Annotated in this window: 20 protein-coding genes; 7 read left to right on the top strand and 13 right to left on the bottom strand. The window is 62.2% G+C overall.

Going from position 1 to position 16,686, the window contains the following annotated elements:
- Positions 1 to 196: 196 nt before the first annotated feature.
- From J7416_RS18800 to J7416_RS18765, 8 genes are all read right to left on the bottom strand, one after another.
- Positions 197 to 925, bottom strand: a complete 729-nt coding sequence (locus J7416_RS18800) for a DUF736 family protein (protein ID WP_209226970.1) — start codon at positions 923 to 925, stop codon at positions 197 to 199.
- Positions 926 to 1,049: 124 nt separating this feature from the next.
- Entirely contained in the window at positions 1,050 to 1,352 is a 303-nt protein-coding gene (locus tag J7416_RS18795) for a hypothetical protein (RefSeq protein WP_209226969.1), read from the bottom strand.
- Between the two features lie 100 nt (positions 1,353 to 1,452).
- A complete protein-coding gene (locus J7416_RS18790; RefSeq protein ID WP_067260969.1) occupies positions 1,453 to 1,914 on the bottom strand; it encodes a hypothetical protein in 462 nt (153 codons plus the stop codon).
- A 1-nt stretch (position 1,915) separates the two neighbouring features.
- Positions 1,916 to 2,302, bottom strand: coding sequence for a DUF6878 family protein (locus J7416_RS18785; protein WP_067260971.1), 387 nt, complete (start codon positions 2,300 to 2,302; stop codon positions 1,916 to 1,918).
- 122 nt (positions 2,303 to 2,424) lie between these two features.
- Positions 2,425 to 6,687: a strawberry notch family protein gene (locus J7416_RS18780; protein ID WP_209226967.1), complete on the bottom strand. Its 4,263-nt coding sequence runs from the start codon at positions 6,685 to 6,687 to the stop codon at positions 2,425 to 2,427.
- A 101-nt stretch (positions 6,688 to 6,788) separates the two neighbouring features.
- Positions 6,789 to 6,941, bottom strand: a complete 153-nt coding sequence (locus J7416_RS18775; RefSeq protein ID WP_017467972.1) for a hypothetical protein — start codon at positions 6,939 to 6,941, stop codon at positions 6,789 to 6,791.
- 147 nt (positions 6,942 to 7,088) lie between these two features.
- Positions 7,089 to 7,607, bottom strand: a complete 519-nt coding sequence (locus J7416_RS18770) for a type II toxin-antitoxin system YhaV family toxin (protein WP_017467971.1) — start codon at positions 7,605 to 7,607, stop codon at positions 7,089 to 7,091.
- Positions 7,604 to 7,930 (bottom strand): type II toxin-antitoxin system PrlF family antitoxin, encoded by a 327-nt coding sequence (locus J7416_RS18765; RefSeq protein WP_036562940.1) that lies wholly within the window; start codon positions 7,928 to 7,930, stop codon positions 7,604 to 7,606. The genes J7416_RS18770 and J7416_RS18765 overlap by 4 nt, the downstream gene beginning before the upstream one ends.
- A gap of 197 nt (positions 7,931 to 8,127) precedes the next feature.
- Between J7416_RS18765 and J7416_RS18760 the strand changes: the two genes are divergently transcribed.
- A complete protein-coding gene (locus J7416_RS18760; protein ID WP_209226966.1) occupies positions 8,128 to 9,225 on the top strand; it encodes an IS630 family transposase in 1,098 nt (365 codons plus the stop codon).
- Here J7416_RS18760 and J7416_RS18755 read toward each other — a convergent pair.
- From J7416_RS18755 to J7416_RS18735, 5 genes are all read right to left on the bottom strand, one after another.
- Positions 9,163 to 9,861, bottom strand: coding sequence for a hypothetical protein (locus J7416_RS18755; RefSeq protein WP_209226965.1), 699 nt, complete (start codon positions 9,859 to 9,861; stop codon positions 9,163 to 9,165). The genes J7416_RS18760 and J7416_RS18755 overlap by 63 nt on opposite strands.
- Positions 9,861 to 10,454: a regulator gene (locus J7416_RS18750; protein ID WP_209226964.1), complete on the bottom strand. Its 594-nt coding sequence runs from the start codon at positions 10,452 to 10,454 to the stop codon at positions 9,861 to 9,863. Before J7416_RS18750 ends, J7416_RS18755 begins: the two co-directional genes overlap by 1 nt.
- A gap of 72 nt (positions 10,455 to 10,526) precedes the next feature.
- Entirely contained in the window at positions 10,527 to 12,509 is a 1,983-nt protein-coding gene (locus J7416_RS18745; RefSeq protein ID WP_209226963.1) for a ParB/RepB/Spo0J family partition protein, read from the bottom strand.
- 155 nt (positions 12,510 to 12,664) lie between these two features.
- Positions 12,665 to 13,054, bottom strand: coding sequence for a DUF3768 domain-containing protein (locus J7416_RS18740; protein WP_064260186.1), 390 nt, complete (start codon positions 13,052 to 13,054; stop codon positions 12,665 to 12,667).
- Between the two features lie 184 nt (positions 13,055 to 13,238).
- Entirely contained in the window at positions 13,239 to 13,652 is a 414-nt protein-coding gene (locus tag J7416_RS18735; protein ID WP_153218054.1) for a helix-turn-helix domain-containing protein, read from the bottom strand.
- A gap of 76 nt (positions 13,653 to 13,728) precedes the next feature.
- Here J7416_RS18735 and J7416_RS18730 point away from each other — a divergent pair, with 76 nt between their 5' ends.
- The 6 genes from J7416_RS18730 to merA are packed head-to-tail and all read left to right on the top strand — an operon-like array spanning position 13,729 to position 16,685.
- On the top strand, positions 13,729 to 14,136 hold the full coding sequence (locus J7416_RS18730; RefSeq protein ID WP_007803565.1) for a mercuric transporter MerT family protein: 408 nt from the start codon (positions 13,729 to 13,731) through the stop codon (positions 14,134 to 14,136).
- Positions 14,137 to 14,151: 15 nt separating this feature from the next.
- On the top strand, positions 14,152 to 14,454 hold the full coding sequence (locus J7416_RS18725) for a hypothetical protein (RefSeq protein ID WP_040545980.1): 303 nt from the start codon (positions 14,152 to 14,154) through the stop codon (positions 14,452 to 14,454).
- Between the two features lie 30 nt (positions 14,455 to 14,484).
- The gene (locus J7416_RS18720; RefSeq protein ID WP_072629817.1) at positions 14,485 to 14,736 is read left to right on the top strand and encodes a hypothetical protein; all 252 of its coding nucleotides are present in this window, start codon (positions 14,485 to 14,487) and stop codon (positions 14,734 to 14,736) included.
- Positions 14,733 to 15,119 carry a mercury resistance system transport protein MerF gene (gene merF / locus J7416_RS18715; protein WP_007803570.1) on the top strand — a complete coding sequence of 129 codons (387 nt, stop codon included), beginning with the start codon at positions 14,733 to 14,735 and terminating at the stop codon, positions 15,117 to 15,119. Before J7416_RS18720 ends, merF begins: the two co-directional genes overlap by 4 nt.
- Positions 15,116 to 15,253, top strand: coding sequence for a hypothetical protein (locus tag J7416_RS18710; protein WP_007803572.1), 138 nt, complete (start codon positions 15,116 to 15,118; stop codon positions 15,251 to 15,253). The genes merF and J7416_RS18710 overlap by 4 nt, the downstream gene beginning before the upstream one ends.
- Complete coding sequence (gene merA, locus J7416_RS18705; RefSeq protein WP_082631153.1) at positions 15,237 to 16,685, top strand: mercury(II) reductase; 1,449 nt, start codon at positions 15,237 to 15,239, stop codon at positions 16,683 to 16,685. The genes J7416_RS18710 and merA overlap by 17 nt, the downstream gene beginning before the upstream one ends.
- Position 16,686 lies beyond the last annotated feature (1 nt).

Here is a 16,686-nt window from a genome sequence, read left to right as displayed (position 1 = left end):
CTCGAACGATTTCTGCGGTCAAACCGCGCCGCAGCAGCGGCAAGGACAACAAAAGTCCGGAATGGGCCGGTAGCCATCTGACTGCGCCGAGAGACTCATCTGCGGACCACGTTTTAGTCCAAACGGACATGGAAAAAGGGGAACCGTGGTCCCACGGCTCCCCTTTCGGTTCGTATCGTTTTATCTCGCGCGCCGATTAGGCGACCAACGACAGCCCCGTGCCTGCATCCTGCGGCTGCTCACCGCTGTCGATGAACGGGATGATCGAGAAGGTCTGCCCACCGCGCTGTTCTTCGTTCTGCACGGCGTTGACGCGCAGGTCGCCATCGGGCGTGTTGATCAGCAGCGACAGGTAGTCATTGCCCGTGCGGCTGCTTTTGGCCATCCACGCCGAGCCGACGCGGATTGGTTTACCCCGGGGCGAGCTGACCTCGATCCGGTAATCCGGGTGGGTCTCCTCGGATTTGTAGCTGTTCTCGATCAGCATGAACTCCAGATCGAACATCATGTTGGCGATGTAGCCGGTGAAGGCGTTGTCGGCGTCCATGGCGGTGAGCTCGCCCGAGATCGAGCCGGATTTCATCAGGCCGTTCGAGACTAGCGGGATGATCTCGAAGTCCCCGCTCTGGGCCGCGCGCGCCTCTTTCGTCTGCACCGCGTTGACCCGGAACGGACCCAAGCCGACATCGATCTGCATCGAGATGTAGGGGTTGCCGCTGGTATTGCCGGTCTCGTTCCAGGCCGTGCCGATACGCACCTTGCGGCCTGATTTGTTGACTGCCGTTACGTCAAAATCCGGGCTGCGTTCGGACATCTTCGGGCGGTTTTCAAGCTGGATGGCGATATCGAAACGTGTCGAATGGATCATGCCGGTGTACTGAGCGGCTGCGGTCTCGACGTTGCGGGTGAGGGTTCCTGCGAACATGGGATAGTTCCTTTTGGATTGGCCGGTGCCTGACGTTCTTGCCAGCGCATCCGGGATTGCTTTCTCGACCCCTTGAGGGATCACAAACCAGAAAGCCTGCTTTCCTTTCAGCCTCGCCCACGGGTCAAAGCTGCCGTCCGAGCGGGAATGCCCCCGCGCCTCCGGGTGCTACGCCCCTCCCCTGCCCGTCTGGTCTTGATTGGCTGCCCGGATTTTCCGCGCTGTCCTTCGATCGCACGATGAAGAACTCCGTTTCTTTTCCGTTCAACCGGTGCCCGCTCCGGTCGGTCAGGCCGATGCAGCTACCGTTCGGCTGATAGGTGATCAGGTACTGACCGAGCCTGTCCTTGTGGACAATGTAGCCGGTATTGGCCCAATGCACGGTCTGGCCCGCATCGACGGCCGCCTTGATATCATTGAGTGTCATGCGATCCTCCTCAAGAAGAATGGTGGGGAAACGACGCAAGAAGCCCGATCTTCCAACCGGGCTTCCATACAGTATTCGTTTGGCAAACGGCCGAGAGCTGTCAGGCGCTTTGCGTGGCCCGCGTCGCGCGCGCCGCCATCCAATCTTTCAGGCCAAGAACCGTTCGTCCGGCGGCAACCTCGGAGGCCCAGGCGACCCTTGGGTCGCCGCAGGGCTCATCGCCAGAATGCCGGTCGATATGGCCATTGGCCATCCATGGCTCGGGCTGGATCCGTCGCAGCCAGTCCGCCATGCTCGGGATACGGCCCTGGCAATCTTCGCGGACATGTTGCTCGCCGATCCAGCGCACAGGTATGTCCCGACCAGCGCTATTGGTCAGGGTCAGGCCGAAGACACGTTCGGCTTCAAACAGGCCTTGAGCATGATGGCGCATGGCTCGGTGCGTGAAGAGCGCGAGGTGCTCTTTCGAGGCGTCGAACCAGTCGTGGACGGCTTGATAGTCGGACGGCACCCCGCCGAATTTCCGGGCAGAGCTTTCAGCATGATGAAGCGGATGGGCCATCTCAAAGACCCTCATCATAGCTGTGCGAGCATTCGACATAGCGGTCCGCGTGATCGAGGGTGATGCTGTCTAGTGCTATGTCCCAGGTCAGCGTGCCGTAGCCGCCCTCGTTGTTTTCGAACCCCGGGTGATGGTGATAGGCGAGCGACCAGGCGAAATCGCCAACTTCTGTGACAAGCGGCTCCGGCAGGTTGACCTCTGCAGGCCGCACCGTCACATCCTCGACATTGCCGGAGTCGCCATAGCCTTCATATTCGGCAGTGACCTCGCTGATGCCAAGCGCACGTAGTTGCGCGAGCAGCTCCACTCTGGATGCCTTCAAGGTGGTTTCGCGCTCTGCACGCCACTGAGCCGCCATTGCGGCATAGTCGATTTGGGGATTGGTCATGGGTCTGTCCTCTCGTCTGAATTTGGGGGGACCGGGCGTGGCATTGGTCTGCACGCGCCCGGAAAGCGCAGACCGGTGAAACCCAAATCCGCGACGCCCGACCGGAAGCCCGCTTTGACTTTTCAGGCGGCTTGTTCTGCCGCTTTGGTGGTTCCCTGCCCGACGATCCGAGCCAGAATGCTTCCCGTGTCGATCCCGTCCCCATGCGGCAGGAACACCCGTAGCTGGAAGGCGATGATCTCGGTGAAGCAGCCGAGGGCCTTGAGGCCATCAATCATGCCCCTGTCCACGCCGCACAACTCAAGGCGCATCTCGCCTGCGACACGGCGACGGGTCAGGGTGAGACCCCGGCCCAGATCGACAGGCGCGGTGGTGCCGAGGGCGGCGGTCAACATCTCCTGCGGTGTTTGCGGGTTGGAGACGAGGAAGCGGGCGCGCAGCGCGGCCGCTCCTTCCTCGCTCAGCGTGCGCCCGATCATGGCGGTCGCCCCATCGGGCGTGACCCGGTAGATGCGCTCATTGGTGGTCGGAATGTCCTTCCAGATCGGCAGCAGCAGCCCGGTCAGCAGGTAGAGCTTGGTCGTGGTGGTTTTTGGCAAGGACGCAGCCTCTGCATCCCAAAGACGTGCGAACTCGGGCCTGTCGATCTCTTCCCAAGCCGAGGACTCAAACCGTGCCTCTTCGAGATAGCTCGACCCGTTTGGCCGCACCGCCTTGCGCATCAGCGTGACAATGTCCTCGTCATACATCTGCATGGGCCGCGCCGAGATGAGCGCCGCGCGACCGGAGGCGCGATTGACCATCGGCAGCTTGTCCGGATTGCGAGATATGGCCTCTTCGGCGCCCAGGACATGGACCGGGTCCGTCACCTTGAGCCCGATGATCCGCGTCACGGCACCGGATTTCGGGCAGGTCCAGAGATCCTCTGTGGAGACCTGTTCGATCCTTTCGCCACGCAGGGTTTCGACGCCGAGATCGAGCGTGCCCGCCGCGCGCGCCCGTTCAGTCTGATCGGCAATCCGGCGCATGAACTCGGCAAAGAGTGCGTTCTGCATGTGGATGGGCAGGGCAAGCACCCGGTTGAGAAACCGCTGGATCGGGGGAAGCTCCTCAAGGAGCACCCCGTCCTTGTCGATCAGCCGCAGGGCCGTCCAGTCGGTGAAGCTCTCGTAGCTCATCGCCTCAGCGCGCCCGGCGGCAAGATCGGCGAAATACCCACGCAGTGCCGCCCGCGCGATCGGGCTTTCGAGATTGTCCTCCTCGCGGAACATGCCCTGCGAGCCGGTCTCGCGCTGACCCTTGGTCAGGGCCCCCAGCTGGTCGAGGCGTTTGGCTATAGTTGACGTGAAGCGTTTCTCGCCATGCACATCGGAGGTGCAGACCCGGAAGAACGGCGCGCTGACCTGTGCTGAGCGATGGGTGCGCCCAAGCCCCTGAATGGCCGCATCCGCGCGCCAGCCGGGCTCCAGTAGATAGTGCCGCCGCCGCTTCTGGTTCTTCGCCGTTTGTGCCGCATGATAGGACCGGCCCGTCCCGCCCGCATCGGAAAAGATAAGGATATCCTTCTCGCCGTCCATGAAGGCTTGGGTCTCGGATGAATTGCTGCTGGCGGCGCGTTTCTCGATGAAGAGGTGGCCATCCTCGGCCTTGAGGGGCCGGATGGACCGGCCCGTGACCTCTGCTACAGCCTCGTCGCCAAAGGCCCAGAGGATCTGATCGAGCGCCGAGGGGATCGGGGCCAGCGTCATCAACTCCATCATTGCCGCATCGCGCAGGGCGAGCGCCTCGCGCGAGACAACGAGCGCGCCGGTCTCATCCCGCAAGGGTTCCGCCACCATGTTGCCGTCAATCTCCACGAGCTTTTGCGCATGAATCGGGAAGGCCTGTTCGAGGTATCCCAGGACGTAGTCGCGCGGCGTTAGCGCGCCCTCGACCAGCTCGTCCTCCGGGTCCATCGTCTCAAGCCGACGTTTCAGCAGGCTTTCGCCTGTAGAGACCACCTGAATGACGCAAGCCTTGCCCGCCGCCAGATCGTCCGCGATGGCGCGGATGATGGTCGGGGCCTTCATGCCCATCAGCAGATGATTGAAGAAGCGCTGCTTCGTGCTCTCGAAGCGAGATTTGGCCGAGGAGCGTGCGGCCGAGGCATTAGTCTCTCCCGAGGCGTCGTTGACGCCGGTCGCTGTCAGCGCGGCCTCGAGATTGTGATGGATCGTCCGAAACGAAGTCGCGTATGCGTCGTAGATCTCGATCTGGGCCGGAGTGAGCGCGTGTTCGAGCACGTCATACTCCACGCCGTCGAAGCTGAGGGCACGCGCCGTGTAGAGCCCGAGCGTCTTGAGATCGCGCGCGACCACTTCCATGGCAGCGACACCGCCGGCTTCCATCGCAGAAACGAAGCTCTCGCGGCTTGGGAAGGGGTATTCGGGGCCCTGCCCCCAGAGCCCCAGCCGCGCGGCATAGGCGAGGTTGTGGACGCTCGTCGCACCCGTGGCCGAGATGTAGAAGACGCGAGCGCGGGGTGCTGCCAGTTGCAGCCGGAGGCCAGCAAGGCCCTGCTGGGAGGGTTTGACCCCCCTGCCCTGCTCAGACCCCGCCGCATTCTGCATGGCATGGGCCTCATCAAAAGCCAGCACGCCGTCGAAGTCTTCGCCCATCCAGTCGAGGATCTGGCTCAGTCGCGTGGTCCCGCATTTGCCCGCCGAGCGCAGCGTGGCGTAGGTGACAAAGAGGATGCCGTCACCCATAGGGACAGGCTGGTCCGGTTTCCATTTGGAGAGCGGCTGGATGTCGGCTGGCGAGCCGCCAAGATCGGTCCAGTCGCGGATCGCGTCCTCGATGAGCGTGGCGGATTTGGAGACCCAGACCGCCTTTCTGCGCCCGGCAAGCCAGTTGACAAGGATAAGCCCCGCGCATTCGCGGCCCTTGCCGCAACCGGTGCCATCCCCGAGGAAATAGCCAAGGCGATAGGCCCGTGCCTCCGGGTCATCATCGGCGCACGTCAGCTTGGTCTGGTCGTCATCGATCGTGAACCGGCCCGGCAAATCACGCCCATGGGCATCATGCGCCATGATGATGGTCTCGAGCTGCGCCTCGGAGAGATGTCCCTCCTCGATCAGCTTGGCGGGCAGGCGTAATTCCGAGCTGGCGGCACCCGAAGGTACGGGTGGCGCAACAGAGGCCATGGCGATGCTCTCGACCAGCGGGGTGGGATGTTCCTGCGCGCCTGCAATCTCGATCCTCTGCGGGCGGTAACGCGCATAGATGTCCGAGACGGGCCTGTTGTCGCGCGGGGTCTCTAAGCTTGCGAAGCTGAGCGGACAGACGGCATTGGCCCGTGGTTTGGAGGTGGCAACAGGCGCAGCGGCGGTCTTGCTTTGGGCAGATGACGGAACGGTCGGCCGAGGATGAGGGATCGCTTCAACCCGTTGGGCCGGGCGCATCTCGGTCCGTGTTTCGGCCACGGCGTCGACAAAAGGAAGGGCTTCATCCAGATCGCACACAACGGCGCGGATCATCTCGCCGTCCTCCTGCACCTTGTCGAAGACCATGAGCTGGGTTTCCACAGAGGTGCCGAGCTTGCGGTAGACCTGCCCAGGCATCGTCAACGCCAAGCGCGGCGTCAGGAGACCGCAGGCGCGGGACCAATGCGCGGCATCGCGTTCGGGTGTGAATCCCGGCGGCATGATCGCCACAAGCCGCCCGCCGGGTGCCAGACGCTTTGCAGCCGCGACGAGATGTTTGGCGGCGATGTGCTTGTCCCGGGAGCGGTCGACCGAGGAGGCGAAGGGCGGATTCATCACCACGACGTCGGGTAGAAGCGGCGACTGCAGCAGATCGTCGATATGCTCGCCGTCATGGCCCGTCACCTCGCCGCCGAAAACCGCGCGCAGGAGGCGCTGGCGAAAGGGGGCGATCTCGTTGAGCAAAAGCGTGGCACCGGCCCGGGCAGCGAAAGCAGCCAGGGCACCGGTGCCAGCCGAGGGCTCCAGAACGGTCTCGCCCTTGCGGACCGCAGCCGCCCGCACGGCCAAGGCGGAAAATGGCAGTGGCGTGGAAAACTGCTGCAGCCGGATTTGCTGTTCCGAGCGGCGGGTTTCCGTCAGCAGCCGTGAGGCAAGCAGCCTTGCAGCAGCGATGTCACCTGCCGCGTCGGCCCCACGCAGCAGCACCTGGACGGCCGCGGCCTGCATCAGGTCATATGCCATGCGCCAATCCCAGGCACCGCCGGCATCGCTGCCATGAAACGTCTCGCGCATGATGCGCGCAAGCGCTGAGCTGCGCAGGGGTTGGTGGTCGACCTCCGCTCCGATTCGCGCGAGGGCAGAGGCGAGATCAGCGTCGGAGATTGAGAGAGCCGAGTTTGCCGGTTTGGGCTTGGACATGGGGATTTCCTTTGGATCAGGGTCTGAGTTCCAAAGGACAAAAAGCCCACTTTCGCTTTTCGGGGAGATGAGGTCAGACCGCGCTGACCTTCAAGGCTTGGTCAGGGCTTGGATTGGCCCTGGCGCTTCGCATCAATCAAAGCCTGCGCGGCCTGCATTACCTGAACCTGTGAAGTTCCAGCGCGCGCATCCTCAAGCGCGGCCTGTACCTGCGCGCGAAACCACGCGTCATACGAATTGACATCAGCCGCCACGGAAATGCTCCTCGAGACCGAAGTGCGGCTGTTCCTTACCCGTTGGGTCCATTGCGCTTTCTCCGACTATGCTATGGGTCGATGCTACATCACCCACAGTGGTGCCGTAAACGGGAAGGCCGTAAGGTTCACAGCTAACCGGGCCACTTACCGATCGGGCGCCGCTTCAAGAGACGTCTCGAACCGCTTGTCCGCCGCCGCAGCTTCTTTCAAGAGCGCGTCGAAATTGTCAGGTGGATTGCCATCTTCCAACATCCCTTTGAACGTCGCATAGGCATCCGTCTTGCTGCCGTAGGCGCGCAGGGTCTTGTCGTCGTTCACCCAGGCCACCACGATGACCTTCGCATCGCTGTTGAACCGATAGAACAGCCGATACTGCTGGAAGAATTTCGCCCGGAACCAGTGCTTGCGGTGATCGCCGAATGTGCCGCCTTGCCGGAAGGCGGCGGCACCCGGATCTGCCGGTATGGCCTCGGTAACCAGCTTGAAGATGGCGGCCAGCCGTTTCGTCGGGTTTTTCTTGCGCCAGGTCTTAGGATCGCGTGCTTTACGCGCCTCGACCTCTTCAATCAGCCCTTCGAGCTGATCCAGAAAGAGCGGATGCGCATAAATCGACCATCCGTTTACGACAAGGGGCGATTGGGCGGGCACGCTATCGCCGCTCATTCATCCTCGAGCGATAGCGGCGCATCGAGATCGACGTCAACGTCTCCGACCAGTGCTGCAAGACGGTCATGCAAAGCCCCATCGAACGCCCGAATGCGGTCCGGATGCGCCTTGATATCGGCCTCGACAAAATCGAGAAAGGCGCCAAGCGCGGGATCATCCTCGTCGCTGCGCACGGGCTCGATATAGACCCTGCCACTCGGCTCGGTGCAGTAGCGAATCTGGTCGCCCTTGCCCAGCTTGAGCTGCTTGCGCACACCCGCCGGCACGGTCGTCTGATACCGATCCGTGAGTTTCGAGACATCTTGTGCGAGCGCTGTCATGGCAGTCTCCTAAAAGAATGGGGATCTTTGCTACCTGCGATAGGTAATGCATTTGCATTGTCTTGTCAAGATTAGACGCAGGATCTGCTGTCGCCGGGCAGGTCGATGAGCTGTCCGGCGCAGCACCTATTCTCGCCCCGCTAGTCACCCGGAACTGAATTTGCCATCATTGATTTGAGACAAATCAGGGGGCGAGCATGCGTGGACGGGCATCAGTTGCGATAGACCTCAGCGATGAGGAGCGGAGTTTTCTGGAAGCGCAGTTGCGCAGGCACAAGGCGGAGCGGTCGCTTTCGGATCGGTGCCGGATTGTGCTGCGATGCGCAGATGGGTTGACCAGCAAAGAGGTCGCGGCGGAACTTGGTCATGCCGAGCATACAGTCGGGAAATGGCGTAGGCGATTTGCCGAACATCGCATAGAAGGCTTGTCGGACGAATATCGTGCGGGCCGTCCGCGCACAATTTCCGACGCGCAGGTTGCCGAGATCATCAAGCAGACGCTGGAAACGACACCGAAGGACGCAACCCATTGGTCAATTCGGTCAATGGCGGCCGAGACGGGATACTCGCATACGACCATCCGTCGCATTTGGAACGCGTTTGGTTTGCAGCCACATCGCTCGGAGACGTTCAAGCTATCCACCGACCCGCTATTCGTGGACAAGGTGCAAGACGTGGTGGGACTGTATATGTCGCCACCCAACCGGGCTATCGTATTGTGCTTGGACGAAAAGTCCCAAATCCAGGCGCTGGATCGCGAGCAGCCCGTTTTGCCAATGGCACCCGGTGTCGCAGAGCGTCGCACCCATACCTACCTGCGCAATGGGACAACATCACTCTTTGCCGCGCTGGACATCGCGACCGGGGCTGTCGTGGGCAAGTGTTACAAGCGGCACCGCGCGACAGAGTTCCTGGACTTCCTCAAGGAGTTGGACCGCAACCTGCCCGAAGGGCCGGACGTGCATCTGGTGATGGACAACTATGCCACGCACAAGACGCCGAAGGTGAAAGCATGGTTGGCCCGCAGGCCGCATTGGCAGGTGCACTTCACGCCGACATCAGCCAGTTGGCTGAACCAGATCGAACGCTGGTTTGCGGAACTCACTCGAAAGCAAATCCAGCGTGGTGTGCACAGATCCGTCGCTGAATTGGAGGCTGACATCATGGCCTTCATCGATGCGCATAACGATAATCCAAAACCCTACAGATGGGTCAAATCAGCCGACGAAATCCTAACCTCCGTCAAACGCTTCTGCCTCAAGACAATGAACCGAACTTCGATTCCGGGTGACTAGGAACTCCGCCAGCACCGGGCTTGCCGCGCCCTTCGCGGAGCTGAGCAGCTCCGAGCCCGCAAGCGAGGCTTTCGAGAGGCGCACGAGCCCACCGGTTTCCTCGATGCGGTAGCACCGGCGTTTTTGCCGCCCGCGCCTGTAGTGGGTCGCGGTGACGATCTGGCAGGTGCTGCCGTCGGTGAGCGTCACCGGTTTTGCGAGCTTGATCTTGTCACCTTCGTCGTAATCCGGGATCGACGCCCAGTCCCGGCAGCGCTGGCGCCAGTCCTGGGCATAGCTCTCTGGGTCCCTCAATTCCGAGAGCAGCGCCAGAAGGCTGAGCGGAGCGCGCGACTCGTTCGGGCCAGCGCTTTCCTCCATGTCCTTGTAGCCCCAGCAGCCCTCATCGTATCGGGTAAGGAATACGGCGGCGAAAGTGATGGAACCATCCGCATCGGTGACATAGGTCGTGTCTTCGACAGGGGTGCCGTCGATATTTGTGACCTTTGCCGCCGCATACCAAGTCGAACCCACCTTGCAGGCTTTGACCAGTTCCGTCTTGCGCCTTTCGCCCTCGAAGGTGCACAGCCGAGCAATCTCCGCTTTCTCATCCGCGTAGGTCTGGACGCGGCCGTCGGTGTAGAAGAGCCAACCCATTACGCCGCCCTCCGGTCATCGATTTCCATCAGCGCATCGAGCGGCACGCGGTAGGGCTGCATGGCGTCGAAATCCTCGCAATTGCCGCAGTTCTGCACGATCGCGAAGGTGTCGCAGGCATCCTTGAGAATGACCCGGAAGGTGCCGCCGAGGCCCGAGGGCACCTCGTAGGTCCCGCCGATGAGATAGTCCGAAGCCCGGCGCACGAAGACGCGGATGCTGTGGCCATCGGTGGCGAGCCGGATGGCCCCCCGCCCCCGGTCGATGAGCACCTGCACGTCATCCAGGATGTCGGTGTAGAACTGGCCGGTCAGATCACGAAACGCCATGCGGCGCTGCGCCATCCAGTCGGTATCCCGAAACGGGTTCATGCCATTGGCGAAAGCAAAGGAAGGATCGGCCTGTTCGGTGGTGACGATACGGGTGGTTGTGCCATCGATGCCGTTTGAGCGCAGATGCACGCCATTGCCGACGATGAGGATCAGGGCGGGCCTGTCCACGGGCCCGTTCCAGTTGGGCAGGAAGGTTTTGCAGGCGCGTGCATGCGCCATTTGCGCCGCAACAGCGGACGCAGAGAACTTGAGAATAGCCATGAGGATGTCTTTCGGTTGGGTGTGGGAGGGTCGACCCGCGCGGGGAATGCCTCGCGCGGGTCGCGTGATGGCTCAGGCCGCTTGCGCGACCTCGCTGTCACGCTCCGGGGTGTCCGCAATGGGCTCCGCCTCATCAAAGGCGACACCGGCGGTCTGCATCATCGGCGGGCACCAAGCGGCCACGGCAGCGCGCTGCGCGTCCGTGAGCGTCGCGAAGGGCTCTGAAAAGAGCTTGTCGCAGAAGGAGACGATCTCCTTCTTGCTCGACGAGGCCAGCGTCACCGCCTCCTGGGCGAGGCCCAGATCCTCGCCGAGGATCTTCAGGAGCCAAGCCTTCTTGAAGCGGTTGAAGAGCGCCGCATTCGGCGTCCAGTGGGCGCGGATGTCGGGCATGATCTCGATCTCGAACGCATGCATCAGGCTGTCGCGCTGGCGGTCCCGCGCGAAGCAGGACTGCGTGGTGCTCGCGGTTGCAAAGGCGACGAGCTTGGCTTTCTCGCCCGGCTCTAGCGCGCGAAACGCCGCGAACTGATCGGCGGGCGCGCGGGTGTCATCAAGCCACGAGAGGTCAAGCGCATCATGCGCCGCCGCCACCTGCTCGAGCGAGGTCTCGTCGATCTCGTCCATCTTGGCGTGGGTGCGGTATTCCCTGCGTGCCTCGATCCTGATCGCCTGCGTGACACTCATACCGCTGGCCAGAACATCACTGACCAGCTTGAAGAGCGTCAGATCGAGCGTGGCCTCCGGATGCAGCGCCATCGCGGCGCCAAGGGCCATGGCCCGCTCGGTCTTGAGGTCCTCGGCCAATGAGGCCGGGTAGCTGATTTCGCCTGCGTCCGGGGCCTCCTCGCCCGTTCGGTTGACCGACGAACTGCGCGCGCCTTCCACTTTCACGGTGTCCTCGGGGCGGACGAGGCCAATATGGAGCGTGATCTGCCCACCCTGCCACGACGCGATCACCCCGGACCGCGCGAGGTCCTCGGCGCTGTAGGCCTCCTGCAGATCGCGCGCTTCTTCTTCCAAGGCGTCCACGCGCTCGTAAAGGGCATTGTAGGCACCGTCCTCGAGCCCCTCATCCTCCATCTCGAGCTGCAGCTTCTCGAGTTCTGCGGTGATCTCATCGATGCGCTTCTGGGCCGCTTCATCCGGATCGATCGGGCCGGGATAGACGCGGCCATAGTCCGCCATGGTCGCGTAATCATAGCGGACTATCGCATCGGCCCAGGCAAAGCCCAGCCTCATACGGGCCTCTTCGGCGGCGGCACCGAGCTTCTCGAGCAGGATGGTCTCGACCAGTGCTGCATCCTCAAGCACGGAATGCTCTTCCAGAAGGTCAGCCGCGACAGCACCGCCACGCGCCTCGTAGTCCGCGCGCACGAAAGCCCCGATAGCGTCGCTGACCTGCACCCCACGGGATTTGAGCGCCTGACGGACCGTGTAGGCCTGCAGATAGCCGCCGTCTTTTGTGAGCGCCTCGAAGACCTCGCGCTGCGCCTCCTGGCTCGGGTGCTCGGCGAAGGCTTTCATCGTGTCGAGCGTGATCACCTTGCCCCGGGCCGCGGCGCGGATGTCGGGGTGGATAAGGCCATAGCGCAACCGGCCTTTCACGGCCGCCACCGTGGCGCCGAAGGTCTTTGCGATCGTCTCGGGCGTCTGGCCGTCGACCTCCATCATCCGGGCGAAGGCCTCGAACTCGTCGATGGCATTCATCGGTGCCTGGGTGATGTTCTCGGCGAGCGACAGTGCCGTGGTGACGTCGCACTCCTCAGGGACAAGGCGGCAGTCCACCTTGGTTTTCGCGGTGAACCCCTTGGTGGCCTTGTCAGCGATCAGCTCCTTAAGCGCGGCATGGCGCCGGCCACCGGCGAGGACAGCATATTTGCCGTCAAGCTTCTGAACCAAGAGCGGCTGGAGTAGGCCCAGCACAGCGATACTGGCCTTCAGATGGGCGATGTTTTCGGGGTCATAGGTTTCCGGCGCGTTGCTGCGCACATTGGCGGGGTGTGCTGTCAGATCGCCGATAGCGACGGTAAGGGGAGCAAAGCTTGTGGTCATGGGATATCCTTCCAGGAGGGTGAGGTGTGGCCCGCGCGCTCACGCGCGTGACCAATCCCCGGCTTCAGGGATCACCACGACAAAAGGCCCACTTTCCCTTTGAGGGTTCAGCGGGCCTTCATCGTCTCAGATGTCAGGGGGAGGAGTCCCCTGCCCTACCAGTCGCGCGCCAGCATGATGGTCAGCACGCGCATGGTGGTGGCAGGATTGTCCGGGGTCTCAGCCCCGTAGCGGAAGTCCGAGTCTGCTTCGTAGAGATCGATCTTCCAGAACACGGTCTCGCCCCGGATCTCGACCGCCCCGAAATCGTGCCATCCCTCGGGATCATTCTCAGGCTCGAATGTATCAAACGCACCGGTCGCCTTCACCGCCTCGGCCATGAAGCCGTCACCGGCCTCCATAAGCGCGCGGGTGACATGCATGCGGCCCTGGATGGGCTGCGCGGGCGGCACCCCAAGGCACGCGAGCTTGCGAAACGCGTCGTTTTGCGCCGCGATCACGGTCGGATCCGGAAGGTCTGGCTGGGGTTGAACATTCATGGACATGGGGATCTCCTTTGAGAGGTTTGAAACACCCTTCTCAAAGCCCACTTTTCCTTTTCCGCTTGGCGGAGGAACCCGGTCCAAACCTGCCCGAACCAAACAGTTCCAATAGTCCGCTCTGCGGGACTTTTCGGGCTTTCGCTGCGCCGTTCACGAAGGTCCGTTGCCCCCTCTTCTTTAGGGTGGACTAAGCATCGAGTAACGCATCGATCACCGCGCATTCTGGGGCAGCATCGCCGGTGCATCGCGCAACAGTGTCCGACAGGACGCGCTCGATGCGCTGCAGATCGGCAATCTTGGCCTGAACGTCAGTCAGATGATCTTCGGCGATGATCTGCACCTCGGCGCATGTCCGGGATCGGTCATCGACCAGCCCAAGCAGCCCGCGAACCTCTTCGAGAGAAAAGCCTAGATCGCGGGACCGCATGACGAATTTCAGCCGCTTGACGTGGGCATCGTCGTAGCTTCGGTAGCCCTTCGTACTGCGCGGCGGGTCCGGCATGATCCCGATTTTCTCGTAATAGCGAATGGTTTCCAGGTTGCAGCCCGTTGCGCGGGCCAAATCGCCCCGCCGAATTGATCTCACGCTTGTGTTACTCATTGTGCCGAAAAATCCCTTGAGCCTGTATCAACTACAGACCCTAGAACGGTGGAAACATCTGTTCAAGGAAGATTCGATGGAACAACATTTGGCGGAACTTCCGCAATCTCAGTCGCAGAAAATTGGCGACGAAACCACCAAGGGATGGGGCGTGACCGGCCTCGGCGTCCTCGGTGCGCTGGCGATGACTTCTTGCTGCATCCTTCCATTGGTGCTGGTCAGCTTTGGCGTGACAGGCGTGTTCATCGCGCAGCTCGGGGCGCTCTATGCCTACAAATGGTACACCTTCGCGCTGAGCGCCGCGTTTTTGGGATACGGCTTCTACAAGGCTTACAAGCCTGTAGATGCCGAGGCCTGTGCCGATGGCACCTGCGCCCGCCCCATCGACCGCCGCATCATGCGCGCAACCCTCTGGGCCGCTTCCGCGATTGTCGCTGTCGCCATGATCTTTCCCTACATCACCCCCTTCATCCTGAAATTCTGAACGAGGACCATGACCATGAAGCATCTCCTGTTATCCGCCCTGGCCATCGTCGCACTCTCGACCCCGGCCCTCGCTGAAGAGCGCCAGGTCGAGATCGCCGTCAGCGAACTGACATGCCCGTCCTGTTCGTTCATTGTTGCCAGCTCGATGCGCGGTGTTCCGTCGGTCGAGATCGCCGCATTCGAGGACGGCCCCGAATACGGGCAGGGTGTTTACAGCGTGACCTACGATGACGCCGAAACTTCCATCGAAAGCATCATCGGCGCGGTGACGGCCAATGGCTATCCGGCGCAGGTGCTGCCCGACACAGCCTCCTGAGCCGCCTGCAATGCGTGACAATCTCCTGCAATGCGTGACAATCTGATGGGTGGCCTGCTGGCCTTCGGAATAGCAGCTCCGGTCGTGGTCGTCTGCTGCGGCGGCGGAACTGCCGTGCTTGCAGCGTTGTTCGGCGGCGTTGGGGCTTGGCTCTCTGGAATGAGTGGCATTGCCGTGCTGGTTTTGGCGGGTCTGACCTACCTGATCGTCCGCGCACTGCGTCGTTCGCAAATGAAACGCGCCTCCGGCCCCGACCCATCACAAAGAAAGACGGCTCCTTGACTGACACACCTGAAAATTCCGACCGTCTGCTGAAATGGGGGCTTGGCGGTGCGCTCTTCGCCGCGCTCTGCTGCTTTACACCGCTTCTGGTCGTCATCGTCGCTGGCGTCGGATTGTCGGCCCTCACGGGCTGGCTCGATTACGCCCTGTTCCCGCTGCTGTTTTTCAGCCTCGCCGTGGTGGCACAGGCCCTTTGGCTGCGCGCTGGCAAACCGGGACCGGCCCCGAAACTTTGGGCCACCGGCCTCGCGGTGGCCCTGTCGATCCTGATCATTCTTCTCGAATTCAGGTTCGCAATACGGATCACAATCGGCGTTTTCGCCGCCACAGCACTCTACGCGGTTCTCCTGAACCGTGCGCAAAAGAAAGGATCGCTCTTATGATGATGGGATGTTGCACCGCCACCGGCATGGTCTTCGGCCTCCTCGGCATGTTGACACCGCTGATCGCCATCGGCGCGGTCATATATCTGCTCGCCGCCAGACCAAAAGACCCCGAACATGGCGAGGCGCGCTGAGATGAAAGACCTGAACAAAAACGACGATGAACAGGGCGGCTATGACCTGATCGTTCTTGGGGCCGGATCGGCGGGGTTCTCCGCCGCAATTACCGGCGCGGATGCCGGAAAGCGTGTCGCCCTCGTAGGACATGGCACCATCGGCGGAACTTGCGTCAACGTGGGATGCGTGCCCTCCAAGGCGATGATCCGTGCGGCAGAGGCCGTGCACTGTGCGGGGGCTGCCAAGCGGTTCCCCGGCCTGTCGGGACGGGCACAAGTGGATGATTGGCAGACGCTCGTTCAGTCCAAGGACGATCTGGTCACGACCCTGCGCCAGAAGAAATACGCGGACCTTCTGCCGGAATATGAGGATGTCGATTACATCGACGCCGGTCCCGCGCGGCTGATCGAAGGTGGCGTGACAGTCGGTGAGCGAACCCTGAAAGCACCGAGGACCATCATCGCCACGGGCGGGCGTCCCGTTCTGCCGACCATCGACGGCATCGAGGAAATCGGCGCGCTCAACAGCACCAGTCTTCTGGAACTCGAAGTACTGCCGAAAAGCCTGATCTTCATCGGCGCGGGCTACATCGGCGCGGAGCTGGCCCAGATGATGAGCCGCATGGGCGTGAAGGTCACGCTTGTCGCCCGTTCGCATCTGTTGCCCGGCGCGGAACCAGAGGTCTCGGAGGCATTGGCGGCGGCGTTCGAGGCCGAAGGCATCACCCTTCTGACCGGGTTAAGCTACGACACTGTGCGCCGCGACGACGCGGGCGTGACACTGCGCGTGATCCAGAACGGAAAGCCTGTCGAAGTGACGGCGGATCACCTCGTTTCGACCGCTGGCAGGCGGGCCAATACCAAAGATATGGGCCTGGACGCAATCGGCGTGGAAACCGACGCGCGTGGGTCCATCGTCGTCGGCGAGGACATGCAGACATCGGTGCGCGGCATCTATGCCGCAGGCGATGTGACCGACCGCGACCAGTTCGTCTATATGGCGGCCTATGGTGCAAAGCTCGCGGCCAAAAATGCGGTTCTCGGCGAAGACCATCGCTACGACAACGCCGCGATGCCCTGGGTGGTATTTTCCGACCCGCAGGTCGCGGGCGTCGGTCTCGGTGAAGCCCAGGCGCGGGACGCGGGCCTCGACGTCAAGACGTCCATCGTACCGCTCGATCAGGTGCCGCGCGCACTGGCCGCACGCGACACGCGCGGATTGATCAAGCTGGTGGCGGACAGAAAGTCCGACCGGCTGCTTGGCGGCCAGATCATCGCGCCCGAGGGGTCCGATACGATCCAGACCCTCGTTATGGCGCTGAAGTTTGGCATGACCACAAAGGCGCTCGGGGAGACGATCTTCCCCTATCTGACGACCGTGGAAGGGCTGAAGCTGGCGGCGCAAACCTTCGATATGGACGTGGCAAAGTTGAGCTGCTGCGCCGGATGAA

The sequence above is a fragment of the Ruegeria sp. R14_0 genome (assembly GCF_017743975.1).
Taxonomy (GTDB): Bacteria; Pseudomonadota; Alphaproteobacteria; order Rhodobacterales; family Rhodobacteraceae; genus Ruegeria.
This window is presented reverse-complemented; position numbering and strand designations above follow the sequence as displayed.

Bases quoted from the DNA above. Each gene is read 5' to 3' on its own strand.
- J7416_RS18800 (WP_209226970.1), bottom strand. From the start codon at position 925: ATGTTCGCAGGAACCCTCACCCGCAACGTCGAGACCGCAGCCGCTCAG.
- J7416_RS18795 (WP_209226969.1), bottom strand. From the start codon at position 1,352: ATGACACTCAATGATATCAAGGCGGCCGTCGATGCGGGCCAGACCGTG.
- J7416_RS18790 (WP_067260969.1), bottom strand. From the start codon at position 1,914: ATGGCCCATCCGCTTCATCATGCTGAAAGCTCTGCCCGGAAATTCGGC.
- J7416_RS18785 (WP_067260971.1), bottom strand. From the start codon at position 2,302: ATGACCAATCCCCAAATCGACTATGCCGCAATGGCGGCTCAGTGGCGT.
- J7416_RS18780 (WP_209226967.1), bottom strand. From the start codon at position 6,687: ATGTCCAAGCCCAAACCGGCAAACTCGGCTCTCTCAATCTCCGACGCT.
- J7416_RS18770 (WP_017467971.1), bottom strand. From the start codon at position 7,607: ATGAGCGGCGATAGCGTGCCCGCCCAATCGCCCCTTGTCGTAAACGGA.
- J7416_RS18765 (WP_036562940.1), bottom strand. From the start codon at position 7,930: ATGACAGCGCTCGCACAAGATGTCTCGAAACTCACGGATCGGTATCAG.
- J7416_RS18760 (WP_209226966.1), top strand. From the start codon at position 8,128: ATGCGTGGACGGGCATCAGTTGCGATAGACCTCAGCGATGAGGAGCGG.
- J7416_RS18755 (WP_209226965.1), bottom strand. From the start codon at position 9,861: ATGGGTTGGCTCTTCTACACCGACGGCCGCGTCCAGACCTACGCGGAT.
- J7416_RS18750 (WP_209226964.1), bottom strand. From the start codon at position 10,454: ATGGCTATTCTCAAGTTCTCTGCGTCCGCTGTTGCGGCGCAAATGGCG.
- J7416_RS18745 (WP_209226963.1), bottom strand. From the start codon at position 12,509: ATGACCACAAGCTTTGCTCCCCTTACCGTCGCTATCGGCGATCTGACA.
- J7416_RS18740 (WP_064260186.1), bottom strand. From the start codon at position 13,054: ATGTCCATGAATGTTCAACCCCAGCCAGACCTTCCGGATCCGACCGTG.
- J7416_RS18735 (WP_153218054.1), bottom strand. From the start codon at position 13,652: ATGAGTAACACAAGCGTGAGATCAATTCGGCGGGGCGATTTGGCCCGC.
- J7416_RS18730 (WP_007803565.1), top strand. From the start codon at position 13,729: ATGGAACAACATTTGGCGGAACTTCCGCAATCTCAGTCGCAGAAAATT.
- J7416_RS18725 (WP_040545980.1), top strand. From the start codon at position 14,152: ATGAAGCATCTCCTGTTATCCGCCCTGGCCATCGTCGCACTCTCGACC.
- J7416_RS18720 (WP_072629817.1), top strand. From the start codon at position 14,485: ATGCGTGACAATCTGATGGGTGGCCTGCTGGCCTTCGGAATAGCAGCT.
- J7416_RS18710 (WP_007803572.1), top strand. From the start codon at position 15,116: ATGATGATGGGATGTTGCACCGCCACCGGCATGGTCTTCGGCCTCCTC.
- merA (WP_082631153.1), top strand. From the start codon at position 15,237: ATGGCGAGGCGCGCTGAGATGAAAGACCTGAACAAAAACGACGATGAA.